Origin of the sequence: Shuttleworthella satelles DSM 14600, assembly GCF_000160115.1 — a bacterium.
GTDB classification, from domain to species: domain Bacteria; phylum Bacillota; class Clostridia; order Lachnospirales; family Lachnospiraceae; genus Shuttleworthia; species Shuttleworthia satelles.
The window spans coordinates 229,851-246,817 of sequence record NZ_GG665866.1 but is presented as its reverse complement, the minus strand read 5'-3'; the positions used below and the strand labels follow the sequence as shown (position 1 = coordinate 246,817).

16 protein-coding genes are annotated in these 16,967 nt (G+C 46.4%); 15 read left to right on the top strand and 1 reads right to left on the bottom strand.

Annotated elements, in window-relative coordinates; genetic code table 11:
* The first annotated feature begins 96 nt into the window (after positions 1-96).
* Entirely contained in the window at positions 97-1,044 is a 948-nt protein-coding gene (locus tag GCWU000342_RS09835) for a hypothetical protein (RefSeq protein WP_006905339.1), read from the top strand.
* Positions 1,045-1,062: 18 nt separating this feature from the next.
* Here GCWU000342_RS09835 and GCWU000342_RS01170 read toward each other — a convergent pair whose 3' ends face one another.
* Positions 1,063-2,448: a uracil-xanthine permease family protein gene (locus GCWU000342_RS01170; RefSeq protein ID WP_006905338.1), complete on the bottom strand. Its 1,386-nt coding sequence runs from the start codon at positions 2,446-2,448 to the stop codon at positions 1,063-1,065.
* Positions 2,449-2,855: 407 nt separating this feature from the next.
* On the opposite strand from GCWU000342_RS01170, the gene upp reads away from it, so the two are divergent.
* The 14 genes from upp (at position 2,856) to GCWU000342_RS01100 (ending at position 16,487) form a co-directional block, all read left to right on the top strand.
* On the top strand, positions 2,856-3,485 hold the full coding sequence (gene upp / locus GCWU000342_RS01165; RefSeq protein ID WP_044958410.1) for a uracil phosphoribosyltransferase: 630 nt from the start codon (positions 2,856-2,858) through the stop codon (positions 3,483-3,485).
* Positions 3,485-4,015, top strand: coding sequence for a shikimate kinase (locus GCWU000342_RS01160; protein ID WP_006905335.1), 531 nt, complete (start codon positions 3,485-3,487; stop codon positions 4,013-4,015). Before upp ends, GCWU000342_RS01160 begins: the two co-directional genes overlap by 1 nt.
* 8 nt (positions 4,016-4,023) lie before the next feature.
* Positions 4,024-5,424 (top strand): Trk system potassium transporter TrkA, encoded by a 1,401-nt coding sequence (trkA, locus tag GCWU000342_RS01155; protein WP_006905334.1) that lies wholly within the window; start codon positions 4,024-4,026, stop codon positions 5,422-5,424.
* A gap of 14 nt (positions 5,425-5,438) precedes the next feature.
* A complete protein-coding gene (locus GCWU000342_RS01150; RefSeq protein WP_044958390.1) occupies positions 5,439-6,923 on the top strand; it encodes a TrkH family potassium uptake protein in 1,485 nt (494 codons plus the stop codon).
* Between the two features lie 80 nt (positions 6,924-7,003).
* A complete protein-coding gene (guaA, locus tag GCWU000342_RS01145; RefSeq protein WP_006905332.1) occupies positions 7,004-8,548 on the top strand; it encodes a glutamine-hydrolyzing GMP synthase in 1,545 nt (514 codons plus the stop codon).
* Between the two features lie 346 nt (positions 8,549-8,894).
* Entirely contained in the window at positions 8,895-9,125 is a 231-nt protein-coding gene (locus tag GCWU000342_RS01140) for a helix-turn-helix domain-containing protein (protein WP_006905330.1), read from the top strand.
* Positions 9,103-10,560, top strand: coding sequence for an ATP-binding protein (locus GCWU000342_RS01135; RefSeq protein ID WP_006905329.1), 1,458 nt, complete (start codon positions 9,103-9,105; stop codon positions 10,558-10,560). The genes GCWU000342_RS01140 and GCWU000342_RS01135 overlap by 23 nt, the downstream gene beginning before the upstream one ends.
* A gap of 391 nt (positions 10,561-10,951) precedes the next feature.
* On the top strand, positions 10,952-11,878 hold the full coding sequence (locus GCWU000342_RS01130; RefSeq protein ID WP_156784459.1) for a cysteine peptidase family C39 domain-containing protein: 927 nt from the start codon (positions 10,952-10,954) through the stop codon (positions 11,876-11,878).
* A 246-nt stretch (positions 11,879-12,124) separates the two neighbouring features.
* Positions 12,125-12,967, top strand: coding sequence for an AraC family transcriptional regulator (locus GCWU000342_RS01125; protein WP_006905327.1), 843 nt, complete (start codon positions 12,125-12,127; stop codon positions 12,965-12,967).
* Between the two features lie 191 nt (positions 12,968-13,158).
* A complete protein-coding gene (locus tag GCWU000342_RS01120; protein WP_006905326.1) occupies positions 13,159-13,725 on the top strand; it encodes an SMI1/KNR4 family protein in 567 nt (188 codons plus the stop codon).
* Between the two features lie 20 nt (positions 13,726-13,745).
* Positions 13,746-14,153 (top strand): hypothetical protein, encoded by a 408-nt coding sequence (locus GCWU000342_RS01115; protein WP_006905325.1) that lies wholly within the window; start codon positions 13,746-13,748, stop codon positions 14,151-14,153.
* Positions 14,154-14,355: 202 nt separating this feature from the next.
* The gene (locus tag GCWU000342_RS01110) at positions 14,356-14,760 is read left to right on the top strand and encodes a hypothetical protein (protein ID WP_006905323.1); all 405 of its coding nucleotides are present in this window, start codon (positions 14,356-14,358) and stop codon (positions 14,758-14,760) included.
* 354 nt (positions 14,761-15,114) lie between these two features.
* The gene (locus GCWU000342_RS01105) at positions 15,115-15,744 is read left to right on the top strand and encodes an acyl-CoA thioester hydrolase/BAAT C-terminal domain-containing protein (RefSeq protein ID WP_169304654.1); all 630 of its coding nucleotides are present in this window, start codon (positions 15,115-15,117) and stop codon (positions 15,742-15,744) included.
* 386 nt (positions 15,745-16,130) lie between these two features.
* Complete coding sequence (locus GCWU000342_RS01100) at positions 16,131-16,487, top strand: hypothetical protein (RefSeq protein ID WP_006905319.1); 357 nt, start codon at positions 16,131-16,133, stop codon at positions 16,485-16,487.
* Positions 16,488-16,967: the final 480 nt, after the last annotated feature.

The window sequence follows — 16,967 nt, the reverse complement described above, 5'->3', positions numbered from 1 at the left end:
AAATAATGTCAAACAAGATCGGGTAGAGAGCGGTGACAACAAGATCAGGGTGAGAGTCAAGAAGAGAGCGGTGACAACAAGATCGGGGAGAGAACAATGACAGCAGATTTTACAGTCATGAGTATGTCCGGTGTCTATGAGGGCCAGGAGTTCTGTCTGGGGGCAAATGCTAACTTCCTTGACATGACCGATATCCCCGGGACCAACTGCTACTGCGATGAGGGCGCCAAGATAGAGATCAAGAGACGTCTGGAGGAGAGCAATGCATATGAGACGCCGGTGCATTTTCTGGACTCAGGCAACTATCACTATTTGAGCCTCTTCTATTTAGAGAGAATTGAGGAGGACTTCGAGCTCCTGCTCCTGGATAATCATCCGGATATGCAGGCACCCTCCTTTGGGGAGGTGACTTCCTGCGGCGGTTGGGTCAGAGAGGCCCTTTATCGCCTGCCCCATCTGAAAAAGCTTTATCTATATGGAATCGAGGACATTCTCCTTCGGCAGATCGCTCAAGAGGAGCCGGTCGACCCCCGCGTTGTTCTCCTGCGCTCCTGGCAGGCTGTGAATGATAACGGAAATTCCATAAATGATAACGGAAATTCCATAAAAGAGGGCGCCCAAGCCCCGGGGGACTTCGACGCCAGAAGAGATCCATGGAAATTGGTCGTGGAGGAAGACGTAAGAGAGCGTTTGAAGGCGGATTCCAAAGTCGAGTCCTGCAGACAGGCGAAGGAAGAGAACTCTGGCAGGCAAAGGGAAAAAGAGAGGAAGCGGCCGGACGGAAAGCAGGAGGGTCGTCCCCTCTACATCTCCCTGGATAAGGACGTACTGCGCCTTGGAGATGCCTTTTGCAATTGGAGCCAGGGGGTAACGAGTATCGGGGAAATAGAGGAACTGCTCGCCTTCTGTTACGCCAGCCGCCGTCTTCTTGGGCTGGATATCTGCGGGGAAATCAGTGTCTTAGAGCAGAGCCTGGGTGATGATATCGGGGCGCAGGCCAGAAATGACGCGCTCAATGCCAAACTGGCGGAACTCTGCTCATGAATCTGAACAAGAGAGGAATCAGCGGATGTGTTCCCGGTTTTCTTCGTCCAGCATGATGTCATTCTTGACCTCAGACATATCGCCCTCCATGAAGACGTAGTCATTGCCGGGGAGGATGGCGTTCATGACAATGCCGAGGATAGAGGCGATGGCCAGGGAGGTAAGCGTGATGTGGGCGCTGCCGATCTGGAAGGTCAGGCCATTGGAGAAGCCCAGACCAGACACCAGGATCACTGCCGCGATAATCAGGTTTCTGGTGCGGGTGAAGTCGACCCGGTTCTCGACGACATTTCGCACGCCAATGGCAGAGATCATCCCGTAGAGGATGAAGGAAATACCTCCGATGATGGCGGCGGGCATGGTGGTGATTACCTCAGCGAACTTCGGGGAGAAGGAGAGGATAATGGCGTAGAGGGCGGCGAGGCGGATGACCCTTGGGTCATGTACCTTGGAGAGCTCTAACACGCCGGTGTTCTCGCCGTAGGTGGTGTTGGCGGGGCCTCCGATAATGGCGGAGAAGGCGGTGGCCAGTCCGTCGCCGACCAGGGTCCGGTTTAGGCCGGGATCAGTGATGAAATTCTGGCCGACGGTCGCGGAAATGGCGGATATATCGCCGATATGCTCCATCATGGAGGCAATGGCGATGGGGGCCATTACCAGGATGGCTGTGATGTCGAATTTGCAGAGGTAAAAGGGCTGCAGGGCAACAGGGGAGGCGGAGCTGACCCTGGCGAAGTCAAGAATGGCGGAGCCATCGGCATTGGTCATGCCAAGGGCGTTGAAAGCAAGAGCGAAGAAATAAGCGATGACGACTCCCATCAGGATGGGAATGATCTTGAACATACCCCGTCCCCAGATCTCGAAGAAGACGACGACAAGAAAGGCGATAACAGCCAGAAGCCAGTTGGTGGACGCGTTGCTGATGGCGGAAGGGGCGAGGCTTAAGCCGATGCAGATGATGATCGGGCCTGTGACAACGGGAGGAAGGAAGCGCATGACCTTCTCGACGCCTGCGACCTTGATGACAGCGGCCAGAACCAGGTAGAGAAGGCCGGCGACAACGACGCCGCCGTTGGCATAAGCCAGTTTCTCGTGCATGGGCATAGAGGCATACATGCCGGTATTTAAGGCTGCCACAGCGGCATAACCGCCCAGAAAGGCGAAGGAGGAGCCCAGGAAGGCTGGAACCTTGCGCTTGGTGATTAGGTGGAAGAGCAGGGTCCCTGCCCCGGCGGCAAAGAGGGTGACCTGCACGCTCATCCCCTGTCCCTGAAAATAGTTGTTGACCAGGATGGGAACCAGAACGGTGGCTCCGAACATGGCAAACATGTGTTGCAGACCCAGGATGAGCATCTTGGGAATGCCCAGCTGTCTTGCGTCCTTGATAGCGCTTTTTTGATTCATAATGTGTCCCCTTTCATAAGCTGAGGCCGAAAGAATTCCAAATCTTCTACAGTATATGCATTTTGAGCAGAAGTCACAATCAAAAAATGATGTGACTGACTCAGGTGGGGCGAAGATCGATTTATATAATAATGTGACAGAATGCTTACGCATGGGCGAAGAGGGTGCCTTTGAAGATCGCTAGAGAACTAAAGGGATAGAAAGGGATAGAATGCTCACGCATGGGCGAAGAGTGACTGATATAGGGTTACTATAATGAAATGATAATGAAATGATGTGACAGAATATTCAGCCAGGAGTGTGGTGGCGAATATTCAGCGCGGAGTACAGATTGACTTATAAGACACTTAAACTTAAAATTTGTTGGAACATGCAACAGGCAATTGGAGGCTTAGAAAATGGCAGATATGGATCATGTAATTATCATGGATCACCCCCTCATCAAGCATAAGATTTCCATGCTTCGCGATATCCACACCGGCACCAATGAGTTTCGAACTCTGGTCGGGGAGATCGCCATGCTGGAGGCATTCGAGGCCCTGCGGGACCTGCCCATGGAGAACAGGGAGGTAGAGACGCCCCTGGAGAAGGCTATGGTACCCTATATCTCCGGTAAGAAGATGGCGATTGTTCCCATCCTAAGGGCCGGCCTTGGAATGGTAGACGGAGTCCTGACCCTGGTTCCCACGGCAAAGGTGGGCCATATCGGCCTTTACAGAGATCCCAAGACCCATGAGCCCCATGAGTATTACTGCAAGCTGCCGGCGCCCATTGAGCAGAGGACAATTCTGGTTGTGGATCCCATGCTGGCTACCGGCGGGTCCGGCGTTGAGGCCGTTGATTTCATTAAGCAGCACGGGGGGAAGAAGATCAAGTTCATGTGCATTCTGGCAGCTCCCGAGGGGATCAAGCGCCTGCATGAAGCGCATCCTGACGTGCAGATTTATGTCGGCTGCGTAGACCGCGAACTGAATGAAGACGCCTATATCTGCCCTGGTCTCGGCGATGCCGGCGACCGCATCTTCGGAACCAAGTAATGACGAAAAGCAATATTGTCTTAATCGGGATGCCGGGCTGCGGGAAGAGCACGGTCGGCGTTATTTTGGCAAAGGTGCTCAAAAAGCGCTTCGTCGATACGGATCTGGTGATTCAGGAGAAGACAGGAAAGCTTCTCAGGGAAACGATTGCGGAGGAGGGCATCGAGGGATTTAACGCGATCGAAGACCGCATACTTGCCTCCCTCCAGGCAGAGGACGCGGTCATTGCTACCGGGGGGTCCGCGGTATATGGCGCAAATGCCATGGCTCATTTGAGAGAAATCGGTCTCGTTGTCTACCTGCGCCTGTCCTATGCCGGAGTTGAGGCTCGTCTGGGGAGCCTGGAGGCAAGAGGTGTTGTACATCGGCCGGGGCAGACCCTTCGGGATCTCTACGAAGAGAGAATTCTTCTCTATGAGCAGTACGCGGACATCGTGGTTGACGAGGATTATCTTGATATAGAGGCTACCGTCGAATGTGCTGTCGGACAAATTGAAGGGGCATTCGCCCAAGAGGGCGGGCAGGAGTAAATAGTTCCATGTTTCGAAATCAAATGCAGGAGATTGCCGTCAAGGCGGCGGCTTTAAAGATTATCATTGTCGGAGCCGGTAAGGTGGGGTCAACCCTGGCGGAACAGCTGTCCAAAGAAGGCAATGACATTACGATTATTGATTCCAATCGCAACAAGGTGCAGGATCTGACCAACCGCCTGGACATTATGGGAATCGTTGGCAATGGAGCTTCTTTCTCAAAACTGGATGACGCGGGAATTCAGGAGGCGGATCTCTTTATCGCGGTGACCAGGTCTGACGAGCTCAATCTGCTCTGCTGTACGATTGCAAAGAGGTCTTCCGATGTCGCCTCTATTGCCCGCGTCCGTTCTCCCGAGTACTCCGCGGAGATCGCTTTTCTTCGCGAGCGTCTGGGACTTGCCATGGTGATCAATCCTGATCTGGAACTGGCCAGGGAGGCCTCCCGCATCCTATATCTGCCCAGCGCCCTGGAGGTCAACTCCTTCGCCCGCGGGCAGGCGGAACTGATTAAGCTGCGCATCCCGGCAGGCTCCTCCCTGGACGGGCAGTCGCTGGCTGATTTCGGAAAGAATCACCTGGGAAATGTTGTCCTGGGAGCAGTTGAGCGCCACGGGGATGTGATGATTCCCAGAGGCGATACCATCATGTCTGCGGGAGACACCCTGACCTTCGTAGCTTCTCCCAGGGGCGCGAGGAGCTTCATGAAGAGCGTTGGCGTGGAGAACAAGCCCATTCGCAACTGCATGATCGTAGGGGGAGGAAGAGCAGCCTATTACCTTGCTTCGCAGCTGCTCAATATGGGCATTGAGGTCAAGATTATCGAGAAGGATCTGGACCGCTGCAACGAGCTGACAGAACTTCTTCCCGAGGCCGTCATTATTCACGGAGACGGAACGGATGAGGACCTTCTTCTGGAGGAGCAATTAAGGGGCACGGAGGCATTTGTCCCCCTGACCGGGATGGATGAGGAGAATATCATGCTCACTCTTCATGCCAGAAAGGAGACCAGGGCCAAGGTGGTCACGAAGATCAACCGGACTACCTTCGATGCGGTGGTCGAGGATCTGGATCTGGGATCTGTCTTAAGTCCCCGCTATCTGACTTCCGACGCGATTATCGCTTATGTCAGGGCCAAGAGGGCTTCCGGCACATCCAACATAGAGACCCTCTATCATCTCTTTGACAACCGGGTGGAGGCCCTGGAGTTCCGGGTCGATGACGATAAGCGCATCACCAATATTCCTCTGCGCGATCTTCAGCTGCAGCCCAATACTCTGGTCTGCTTTATCAATCATAAGGGACATCTGATTTTTCCATCCGGAGATGATATGATCCATGCAGGAGACACGGTCATGATTATTACGACCAATGTCGGCTACACGGAAATCTGTGATATCTTGGCATAAGGGGGCATGATGTAATGAATGGTTCAATGATTCGCTATGTCCTCAGCCATATTGTGCGGATAGAAGGGCTCCTTCTTTTTTTACCCTGTCTGGTAGCTCTGATTTACCGGGAACAGCAGGGGGTTATCTATGCGGGTCTGGGGCTGATCTGTATTTTACTGGGCAGTTTCTTAGGTATGAGAAGACCTCAGAACAATACCTTTTACCTGAAGGAGGGCTGCATTACAACGGCTCTAAGCTGGCTTGTCCTCTCCGCGATCGGAGCGCTCCCCTTCGTTATCACCGGAGAGATCCCGGATTATACCAACGCTCTTTTTGAGACGATTTCCGGATTTACAACAACCGGATCCTCGATCCTGAGTGATGTGGAAGCCCTGTCACATACTTCACTTTTCTGGAGAAGCTTCACCCATTGGGTAGGCGGTATGGGAATCCTGGTCTTCATGCTGGCAATCATCCCCATGGTGGGCGGTTCTCCCATCAACCTGATGCGGGCGGAGAGCCCGGGACCGGAGGTGGACAAGACTATGCCGAAAATGCGCCAGTCCGCGGGACTGCTCTACATTATCTATGCGGTCTTAACCCTTGCGCAGATCATTCTTTTGGTTCTCTCCCGTATGCCTGTTTTTGATGCCATTTGCCTGTCCCTGGGTACGGCCGGAACCGGCGGTTTCGGGATCCTGAATTCCTCTGTGGGAAGCTACCATGTCCTGTCCCAGTGGATCATTACGATTTTTATGATTCTCTTCGGAATCAACTTCAATTTCTACTACTTTCTGGCGGATAAGAAGGCCAGAAAGGCTCTGGCCATGGAAGAAGTGCGGGTTTATCTGGGAATTGTTCTGCTGGCGGTTCTCGTGGTCACTGTCAATATTCTTCCTATGACAGCCGGTTTCTTCGATGCTCTGACCAAGTCGGCTTTCCAGGTGGGATCCATTATCACGACAACAGGATATTCCACAACAGACTTTGACCTCTGGCCCAAGCTCTCTCAGGCGATTTTGGTTCTGCTCATGTTCATCGGAGCATGTGCCGGATCGACCGGAGGCGGAATCAAGGTCTCCCGCATATGGATCCTCTTTAAGTCCATCAAGAAGGAAATGCACCTCTACCTGCATCCCAGGAATGTGGAGAAGGTCTATATGGACCGACATCCGGTGGAGCACGACACCATGCGGTCTGTCAATATATATCTGGCGGTCTACATTGTGATCTTTTTGGCTTCTCTTCTGGGGATCTGCGCGATTGAGAACACGGATCTGGTCACGGCCTTCACCTCGGTTGCGGCCACCTTCAACAATATCGGGCCTGGTCTGTCTCTGGTAGGGCCCACGGCCAATTTTGGATGGATGCAGCCGGTCAGCAAATTCATCCTGATGTTTGACATGCTGGCCGGCCGCCTGGAGATCTGGCCTATGCTCCTTCTGTTCTATCCCAGGCTCTGGAGAAATGCCATCGGACTTAGAAATTCCTATCGGAGAATGGAAGATGGAAGGTAGTTTAGAAAGGCGAGAGCTCTTTTACAGAATTGATCGAGGTTTATTCCTCCGGTTACCTTAGGTCAAGAAAGGAAAGAAATATGCCGGAACGCGTTATCGTAATCGACTACGGCGGACAGTACAATCAGCTGGTGGCCCGCCGTGTCCGGGAGAACAATGTCTACTGTGAGATATATTCTTATAAGACGCCTCTGGAGCAGATTAAAAAGATGAATCCCAAGGGGATCATCCTGACCGGCGGCCCTAACAGTGTCTATGAGGAAAATGCGGCCAGCGCCCCCAGGGAACTCTTTGAGTGGGGGATTCCCATTCTCGGACTCTGCTATGGCGCTCAGCTCATGATGCATATTCTGGGCGGTAAGGTAGAGCGGGCCAATGAGAAGGAGTTCGGAAAGACCCATATGGCTTTGGACCAGACGAAGAACCCTCTCTTTGCGGAAGTGCCGAAAGAGTCAGTGGTCTGGATGAGCCACAATGACTATGTGACGAAACTGGCCCCCGGATTCTCTGTCATCGCCCACACGGACAACTGCCCCAACGCGGCATTTGCCAGGGAGGATCAGAAGCTCTATGGATTCCAGTTTCATCCGGAGGTGCTTCACTCCGAATATGGCAGGCAGATGCTGGCCAACTTTGTTCTCAGGATCTGCGGCTGTTCCGGGGACTGGCGAATGGATGATTTTGCGGATCAGACCATTGCGTCTCTGCGAAGGAAGATCGGCGACGGCAAGGTCCTCTGCGGACTCTCCGGCGGCGTCGACTCCTCTGTCGCAGCGGTTCTTTTGTCCAAGGCGATCGGCAGGCAGTTGACTTGTGTCTTCGTCGATCATGGGCTCTTGCGCAAGGATGAGGGAGATCAGGTCGAGGCGGTCTTCGGGCCGGAGGGCCCCTATGAGCTCAATTTTGTCCGCGTCAACGCCAAGGACCGCTTCTACGAGAAACTGGCAGGCGTCGAGGAACCGGAGAGAAAACGTAAGATCATCGGCGAAGAGTTCATCCGTGTCTTTGAGGCAGAGGCCAAAAAGATTGGCCGGGTAGATTATCTGGTGCAGGGAACCATTTATCCGGATGTGGTGGAGTCCGGTCTGGGCGGAGAGTCCGCAACCATCAAATCTCACCACAATGTGGGAGGTCTGCCGGACTATGTCGATTTCAAGGAGATTGTCGAACCCCTTCGTGATCTCTTCAAGGATGAAGTCCGCAAGGTCGGTCTTCATCTCGGTATTCCCGAGGAACTGGTCATGCGTCAGCCCTTCCCGGGTCCCGGCCTTGGCATCCGCATCATCGGTGCTATTACTGAGGAGAAGGTCAGGATTGTGCAGGAGGCAGATGCCATCTATCGTGAGGAGATGGAGAAGGCAGGTCTCAACAGGACGGCTGGTCAGTATTTCGCGGCCCTGACCAATATGAGGTCCGTCGGCGTCATGGGAGATGAGCGAACCTATGATTACGCCATTGCCCTTCGCGCCGTCAATACCGTGGATTTTATGACCGCGGATGTGGTTGAGATTCCCTATGAAGTGCTGAAGAAGGTGACGACACGCATTATCAATGAGGTGAATCACGTCAATCGGGTATTCTACGACATTACCTCCAAGCCGCCGGGAACGATTGAGTTCGAATAACGAATATCTGCACTACTTCTATCAAGTGGTACGTATTCTATAGAGGCAATGGATTCTACATCCATTACCTCTATTTTCGTCTTATTGGCTCAAATTGTGTTGTCACGGTGACAACCAAACCGGCGGCAATACAAAAATCATCATGGCGATTGATGTCATCGAGACCTTGTGCATCGGGATTCCGGACAAGAGATTCCAAATGGCAGGAGCTCGTGCTGATGCATCTGGAACTGGACTGATACTCCACTGTTTTTCAGAAGAGTCACTCTTTTTTGTTGTCTTGGTTCATGTGGAGTGATATTATAAAACCACGCATTGCGAATTGACAGAAGTAATCGAGGATACTATGAAGGTAGCGGATAGTATACATGATTTAAGATCCAGTGCTGGTATGAACAGAAAAGAATTTTCTGAGCATACCGGAATTCCTCTTCGGACGCTTGAGGACTGGGAAGCAGGCAGACGTCAACCTCCGGAATATATCCCGAGGTTGATCTCCTATCAGCTGAAGTATGAGGAATTGTTACAAAAATTGCAGGGGAAAAAGTATCAGGATGAACAGCAGAGCCGTGATTGAATCGGGAATTTTAGAGAAATTGATTGGCGAAGCAACTGAATATGATAAAAAGAAGGCTGTGGAGACCAGAAAGCCGAAAAGCTGGTGCAAGAGCATCAGCGCGTTTGCAAATACTACTGGCGGTGCTCTGATCTTTGGAATTTCAGATGAGGATGAGGTTATAGGACTTGCTGATGCTGAAGGGGATGCGGAGAAGATCAGTGAGATCATCAAGCAGCGGCTCAATCCCCTTCCCGACTTTAACCTGAGTTTCTATAAGACCAAAGACGGACAGAAGCTCATCGTGTTGGATGTAGAAAAAGGCGAAGAAACGCCTTATTACTATTGTGCTGATGGCACCACGGAAGCGTTTGTACGTATTGGAAATGAGAGCGTTCCGGCAACTCCAACAGATCTGAGAAAGCTGGTGCTTCGGGGAAAGAACTCAAGTTTTGATTCCCTTATATCGCAGTACGAAGCTTCAGACTATTCTTTTTCAAAGGTAAGAGAGCATTACAAGATATGGACCGGCAGAAGCATGGATGAAAAGGAATATGAGTCCTTTGGCCTCGTCGGATCTGATGGAAGACTGACGAATGCCGGAGCTCTCCTTGCAGATGAATCTCCCATTCGATATTCCAGAGTCTTCTGCACCAGATGGAGTGGAAAAACGAAGAGTGGCGGAATTGTAGATGCCCTGGATCACAAGGAATTCAGCGGCAGCCTGATTTCCCTTCTGAAGGATGTGGAATCCTTTATCAAGAACAATTCCAAGACAATCTGGAAGAAGACGGATAACTCCAGGCTGGAATTCCCGGAATATGTTCATCGAAGTTATTTCGAAGCATTAGTGAATGCCCTAGTTCATCGTGATTACATGGAACATGGCAGTGAAGTTCATGTGGATATCTTCGATGACCGCATGGAGATTTATTCTCCTGGAGGAATGGTGGATGGAACCAAGGTACAGGACAGGAATATAGACCGTATTCCATCAAGGAGAAGAAATCCGTTATTGGCGGATATTTTTGATCGACTGGGGTACATGGAGCGTTCCGGAAGTGGTCTTGGAAAGATACTAGATGGCTACGAGAACGCGGCCAATTTCATCCCGGGAAAGGAACCGGAGTTTTATTCAGATCACACGGAATTCATCGTAACTTTCCCAAATCTCAACTATGGAACACAGCTAATAGAAGGATCAGCAGAAAAATCAGCAGAATCAGCAGAAAAATCAGCAGATTCTCAGGAGTCATTGACTAAAAGGCAGATAGAAATTCTTGAAAAGATGGAAACTGGAAGAGAATACAGCGCCGAAGAGGTGGCAGATATGATTGGTCTGAAGGCACCACGAACCAGACAATTGTTGGTGCAGCTGGTAGATATGGACAAGGTTAGGATGACGGCAGTTACAAAGAATAGGCGATATATCAAAATTGTTTCTGCGAATAAGTAAGCAGGAGGCGATGAGAAAGGTTTTATTTTGCAGACAGTGTCTGCAAAGTTTAAGGAGTCGCTGGGTACAATTTGGGTACAGCAGCTAAGGAAAGAGAGTGATAAGAAGTAAAAGTGTATCAATATGATACGAAAAGCAAGAAAAATAGGTTCTAAAGGGAGTTGTCGAATCGAGCGAGTTTTACGAGCAATGTTTATTTGCCCAAAGGGCAATAAGATAGGAAAATTATTTCAAAAGCCTTCCATCATTCTGGTGGGAGGCTTTTGTGAAAATAGTGGGTGACAAATTAGAATTCGCAGAGATAAACCCTATAATATTTGTACAAGAATTATAGGGAATACATTTTAATAGGCCTCTATGCTGTAGATATAAATGCAAAGGAGGTACAAAATTGGATCAATATTTTGGTGAAGTATCAATTTGTTATACGAATTCTCTAGCTATGACACTTGATTCTTATGGATTTGAATATCGGCCAGAGTTTTTAGAAGCAATAATGGTTATGGGAAATGGTGCAAATGTTGCTCATGAGGATGAAAAGCATCCATTAGTTTTTTTCGATAATGGATCACCTGACCAATCTATTAGTAATTGCTTGAGAATTCTTGGATTTGAATATGATGACTACTACCTGGAAGACTCAAGTAAAATTAATTCTGATGTTATTAAAGTGCAGCTAGAGAGATTATTAGCTTTTGGCTCTGTCATTGTCGGACCGCTGGATATGGGATATTTAACTTATAACCCCAATTGCCAGGTCTTGCATGGGGTAGATCATTTTGTATCAGTTTATGATTTGACAGATAATGATATCTATCTTCACGATCCGGCAGGCTTTGCTTGTTTGAAGGTAAATTTTGCAGAATTTCTGAAAGCTTGGAAAGCTGAAAGTATAGCATATAAAAGAGGCTCATATTCTATGTGGGGGAACCTTAGAAAATTAAGATTTCCAACAGATGAAGAGATTTATCATGAGACTTCTCTTGTTATCAAAAAACGATATGAATTTGGTGAGGAAGGGGTTATCTCAAATTATGCGAAAGTAGTAGCAGAAAATGGACTGAATGATGAGCAGAAAAAGTTGCACCAATATTTTAGTTTTAAACTGGCATCGGTTAGGAACTTGTATTTATGTAAATTCTTAGAAAAATATGATTTGAGACGATCAAAAATAAAAGAGAAATTAGCAATTCTTTTTGGACAAGCTCATATAAACTCTGTTGGAGAAGACTATAAAGAATTAGCTAAAACACTGGAAGAGATTGCAAGATGGGATAATGAATTTAGAGAACTATCCATCAATTATGAAAGGATATAATTATGATCGATATTAAAGAACTGAATTAGGGACGATTGGCTGTTCAAAGAGTAGAATTAGAAAAATAAGCTTTTACAGAGTATGTTCATTAGTTCTTCCGGAAGATGAGGGAGAAATATTTGGATGGAATCAATTTTGGGACAAACTTGTTATTGAACATTACAAAGCGAAAAATATTTTGGATATTATGATATTAGTAAATGAGTAGAATAGAATTGCTGTTATTTCAATGAAGGGAGCATCTGCATGAATCTCATTAAACCTTTCAATGATACAATCGATTATATTGAAAGGGTTTTAAATGATGAAATAGATGAGAAACAAGTTGCTTATTTATCGGGTTATTCTTTTGCAATGTTTAGTCGTTTATTCTCAATTTTGACCGATATGACCCTAAGCGAATATATTAGAAATAGAAGATTATCCGAAGCAGCTATATTACTTAGAGAGACAGATAAAAAAATTATTGATATTGCTATGAATTATGGTTATGAGTCACCTGATTCTTTTACAACTGCTTTTAAAAACATTCATGGATATACTCCTTCAGAAGTTAGAAACGGGAAACCATTCAAACTAGTTTCCAGGGTGCAGTTAGCACTAAGTGTCAGAGGAGGAAGAAGTATGAAAATTACAATTCAAAAGAAAAAAGCGTTTATAGTTGCAGGCATAAATGAACAAAGTATCAATTCATCATTATGTCCGAGCGTTTGGGATAAACTATATGGAAAATATAGTCATGATGAATTAGCAAGTCTGGGAGAGGGACAAAGTGTAGGTGTTTGTCACGATATAGAAAGCCCAGGCACTATCAATTATATGGCAGGTTATATCGTTAAAGATGCTAATAAAGCAGAAAATATGGGCTTAGATATTCTGGAAGTTGAAGAAGCAGAATATGCCATTGTAGAATTAACAGGAAGTGTTCCGGAGTGTATTCATAATGGGTGGAAATATGCTATGGAAGTATTCTTCCCTGAATATGGTTATGTTCATTCGGGAAGCCCTGATTTTGAATATTACTATGAAGGTGATATGGATAACAAAGACTATAAAATGGAACTTTGGATTCCAATAACGAAAGCTTAAGAAATCCCGGTTTGTCTAAATCATCAAATGGAGGTGCGGACATTTTTTAGACAGCCACACCCAACTCCTTTCTATACCGAAGAGGACTGAGTCCTCCGAGTGTTGATTTGATGGCGAATGATCTTGACACGTGAGGCAGATCAGAAAACAAGCATTCCAATGAAGTCATAAAGCAGAGGAAGTAACTGTAGATGCAATTACTAACAATCGACGAAATAATATCTTCAATAATGAAAGAAACAGAGGGACTTGATGCTGAAATAACAGATGGAATTATTCTTAGAAAAAAGGAAATTACTCCGTCCGAAATCGAGAAATTAAAATCTGAACTTGAAATAGAGTATTTAGATTCGGTATTTACAGAAAATATTTTAAGTTACAATTGGGGGAATTTCGGCTTTCTCAGCTACCAGTTCGGATATGGGGATGAAATGAGCCTCAACTGGCTAATTAACCGCAATTTGGAATATGAGGAATATTCGGTTCTTCATAAAAAGGACTTAATAATTATTGCAAATGGAGATCCCTATACTATTTTATTAGAATGTAAATCTGGAGAAATATATGCATTCACAAGTGACATGAGTTATGAGGAGATAGCGCCTATTGCTTCCGATTTCAAAGAATTGATAAGAGTGATGGGAACTGCTCAATACGCTGTTTGGAAGCATGCTGAAAAAGAGTTTGTGGAATTGATGGAACGCGAGGCTTTTGACAGTAGTCTTGCTTTTTGGAAAGAACTGGTGAGTGTGTACTAAGCGAAATATAAGGAGACACCATGGAGTTTATACTAGCTAAGGAAGGTGTTCCTCAAAATATCGGTTGTGAAGGGGCGACTATCGCATATTTTGGCAGTGAGATAGATTTTCACTACGAAACAGTGCCTCCGCATGGCGATGAAATTTTTTCTGCAAAATTACCACTTTTAGATGTTAAGCTTCCGTTTTGGATGTATGGAAGGAATCTGATATTTTTAGATGCTTACTATCTGCTTGCAGAAACGGTGGAGGAGCACACTTGGGATCCTATAACGAGCAGGCTTATCAACATACACACTGGGAAAAGTGCTGGTCTCGGTGGTTGGTATAATAATGTGAAAGTCAAAGAAAATGAAGTCGAATTAAAAAATGACTATACTGGGGAAACTATGGTGCTGAAAAATGTTGAGGGGCTGAGCTGGATTTAAAATAGTGAGAGATATCAAAGATTATGAATATAATGCACAAGCACAAGGTGATCTTAGCTCCGCATAGAGGTAGAGACAGATATATGAGGTGCCCAAAGTGCGGTAAGCGTTGCTGGCAGAAGAAAGTGCTAACCGATGAAGATTCAGAGCTATAAACCGCGATAGCACATATTGAATAATCAATAAGCACAGAGGATATCATATGACCAAACAACAACTCATCGCCCTCTGGCAGGGCAAGTCATGGGAAAGATCACCAGCAGGAATATACTTTATAAGTCGCAAGTCCGATAAGGACTTGCACGTTAGCTTCTCCGGATACAGCGAAAGGGATGTAAAATCTATCCCCGACCCATTAATGAAAAGGTTAAGTGTCGAACTCACCGAGCTGGATCAGGAGGCATTGCGCCTGATAAAGGAAAATTTTCCCGAAGAGGATATCGAAGGTATCTCGCTCACTGGTATAATGTTCGATAAGAATGGATGCTACGATGCATTTGCACTAGGATATTATGTGGGCGAATCTCCAGCAGGCGAACTGTATCTGCTAGTTAGCTTCAATGAGGAATTTGATGCCAATTCAGAAGTAATCTGCGAAGCATACTAAAGCGCAGCGACGGGACGCGTTAGATATATGCGGTTAATCGGTATCATTCGGCCGAAACCTATACCTAAATTACACACTATTACAAACCACTGTACACTAAGAAAGGCGATATTATGAACGATAAAATAAAAGCTTTTATCGAAGATTTCAAGAAAATCGAGAATAAGGGACGGCCTACTGTATGAATCAGGCAATAAGGAAAAAATCATAATTGTTTTTACTGGAAGTGACGGTGGTCTTCAGCATGCTGGTAAATCGGCAAAATATCTGATTGATAATGGGATACCGGCGCTCGCTTTGGGATATTTTAGAACAAAGCACACCAAAAAGTCTCTTGACAGAATACCGTTGGAGTTGATTGAAGACGCTGTACAGTATCTGAAGCGGATCGGGTATCAACATATAGGAATTGAAGGTCTATCTAAGGGCGCAGAACTTGCATTTGCAGCGGCTGTTCAGTTTCCGGTATTTTTTACGGTGATTGTAAAGACACCATCATGGTTTTACAGCGAAGGGCTTGTTTCTGGTCAACCGTCCGGACACAGCTGCTGGATCTATCAGAGCAAAGAAATCCCGTTTACTTCATACAACAAGCGTAAATTTTATGCAATGAGAATGATTCTCAAGGCACATGAGTATAATATTCTTCCGATTAATACAGGCAAAAAAGTAGCAGATGAGTCTGTTATTCCTGTCGAAAAAATCAAGGCTCCGATCCTGATGTTTTCAACGAAGGTTGATACGATCTGGCCATCTGAGGAAAGTTGTGAAAAAATCATGCAACGGCTTAGAGAAAATGAATTCAAGTATCAATATAAGCATGTGTCCTTTGATCATATGGGCCACATGATGATGGAATACTGCGGTAAGGAAATAAAGTATTTCATCAAATCAGAGAAAGAAGATCCGGAAGCCTGCTACAGGGAGCGTGCAGAAATGGGAAGGATAGCAGTTGAATGGATTAATTCAAGCCTCATGCTGTAAATGTTGGACCTCCTCCGGCATTTGGATGGAAAAATTCAATGTCAAAGAAAGCAATAAATTTTTAGAAAAAAGCGATGTCATCAATTTACAAGGGAAAGGGTATCTTTAAGCCTCTGAACACTGGATGGATCAATGACCATGTAGCTACGGTCCGGGAGTGGATTGCAAATATCTTCTGATACAAGAAGGGCGATCAAATATTGAATGGAAGAAAAAGCAGGTCCAAAAGGGAGTTGTTGAATTGAGCGAGTTTCACGAGAGATACTTATTGCCTGAAGGATAATAAGCTAGGTAAATTGTTTAGAAAGCCTGTCGCCGTTTTGGTGAGTGGTCTTGTAGAAATCATGATAGGCACTTTATAATATTGATGAGGAGGAAGATGATAAATGAGTTATACAATTTCTTTGTTCACTGTTGGCACAAAACAGAAAGAACAGCAATCAGCACAAGCGGATTTTTTTGAAAAAGAGGAAAATATTGATAAATTTACACCTGAGCAACAATCAGCATTGGAAAACCGTTTGTTAAAATATCAGTATAAATCGGTAGGGTATCGCAGTGGCGGAAAAATATTTGAACATCCCGATTTTGGAGAAGCGTTTTTGACAGACAGTGCATTGTATTTTTCAACTTCAAACGACTTTGATTGTATATTTGAAGTGGGAATGACAGCATCTGAATTTACGGATACCGGTGAGTTTGCAAAATATGATGTGCAAGCAGGAGGATGGGAAGAGGTATAGAACAAAACGGCCTATGAAAAATTTCAGCGGCATAGGCCGAGCAGAAATGACATGGCGAGACAAATATTGATACCGCATCATCCGGTGCGGAATACATGGCAGTCAGACGTGAAACTGTGAAGGCGTCTGGCTGCTTGCTTTGTTTTCGAGACCTGGCGGTCTGGAAGATGGTGTCAAGCACTGTTCGCAAAAGTTGTCATAGAGGCGTATAGAATTACTGGCAACACTGTTAACCCAGACAGCCGCTTGATCAACTGCAGACCTCAATGGTAACTTTTGCGAACAGTGCTTGACATTATCCACAAGAAAACTTGATGATTTGCGGAATCATCTTCATTATTATGGGCATTCAAAAGCGCAGGAAGTATGCTGTACCCAAAAAAGAAAGTACGATATGGCAATAAAGCTATAAGATGCCAGATGGATTTCTGTTACAATGATGCTTAAGAAAGATTACAGGCTCAGATATTAAGATCCGGG

Bases quoted from the DNA above. Each gene is read 5' to 3' on its own strand.
- GCWU000342_RS09835 (WP_006905339.1), top strand. From the start codon at position 97: ATGACAGCAGATTTTACAGTCATGAGTATGTCCGGTGTCTATGAGGGC.
- GCWU000342_RS01170 (WP_006905338.1), bottom strand. From the start codon at position 2,448: ATGAATCAAAAAAGCGCTATCAAGGACGCAAGACAGCTGGGCATTCCC.
- upp (WP_044958410.1), top strand. From the start codon at position 2,856: ATGGATCATGTAATTATCATGGATCACCCCCTCATCAAGCATAAGATT.
- GCWU000342_RS01160 (WP_006905335.1), top strand. From the start codon at position 3,485: ATGACGAAAAGCAATATTGTCTTAATCGGGATGCCGGGCTGCGGGAAG.
- trkA (WP_006905334.1), top strand. From the start codon at position 4,024: ATGTTTCGAAATCAAATGCAGGAGATTGCCGTCAAGGCGGCGGCTTTA.
- GCWU000342_RS01150 (WP_044958390.1), top strand. From the start codon at position 5,439: ATGAATGGTTCAATGATTCGCTATGTCCTCAGCCATATTGTGCGGATA.
- guaA (WP_006905332.1), top strand. From the start codon at position 7,004: ATGCCGGAACGCGTTATCGTAATCGACTACGGCGGACAGTACAATCAG.
- GCWU000342_RS01140 (WP_006905330.1), top strand. From the start codon at position 8,895: ATGAAGGTAGCGGATAGTATACATGATTTAAGATCCAGTGCTGGTATG.
- GCWU000342_RS01135 (WP_006905329.1), top strand. From the start codon at position 9,103: ATGAACAGCAGAGCCGTGATTGAATCGGGAATTTTAGAGAAATTGATT.
- GCWU000342_RS01125 (WP_006905327.1), top strand. From the start codon at position 12,125: ATGAATCTCATTAAACCTTTCAATGATACAATCGATTATATTGAAAGG.
- GCWU000342_RS01120 (WP_006905326.1), top strand. From the start codon at position 13,159: ATGCAATTACTAACAATCGACGAAATAATATCTTCAATAATGAAAGAA.
- GCWU000342_RS01115 (WP_006905325.1), top strand. From the start codon at position 13,746: ATGGAGTTTATACTAGCTAAGGAAGGTGTTCCTCAAAATATCGGTTGT.
- GCWU000342_RS01110 (WP_006905323.1), top strand. From the start codon at position 14,356: ATGACCAAACAACAACTCATCGCCCTCTGGCAGGGCAAGTCATGGGAA.
- GCWU000342_RS01100 (WP_006905319.1), top strand. From the start codon at position 16,131: ATGAGTTATACAATTTCTTTGTTCACTGTTGGCACAAAACAGAAAGAA.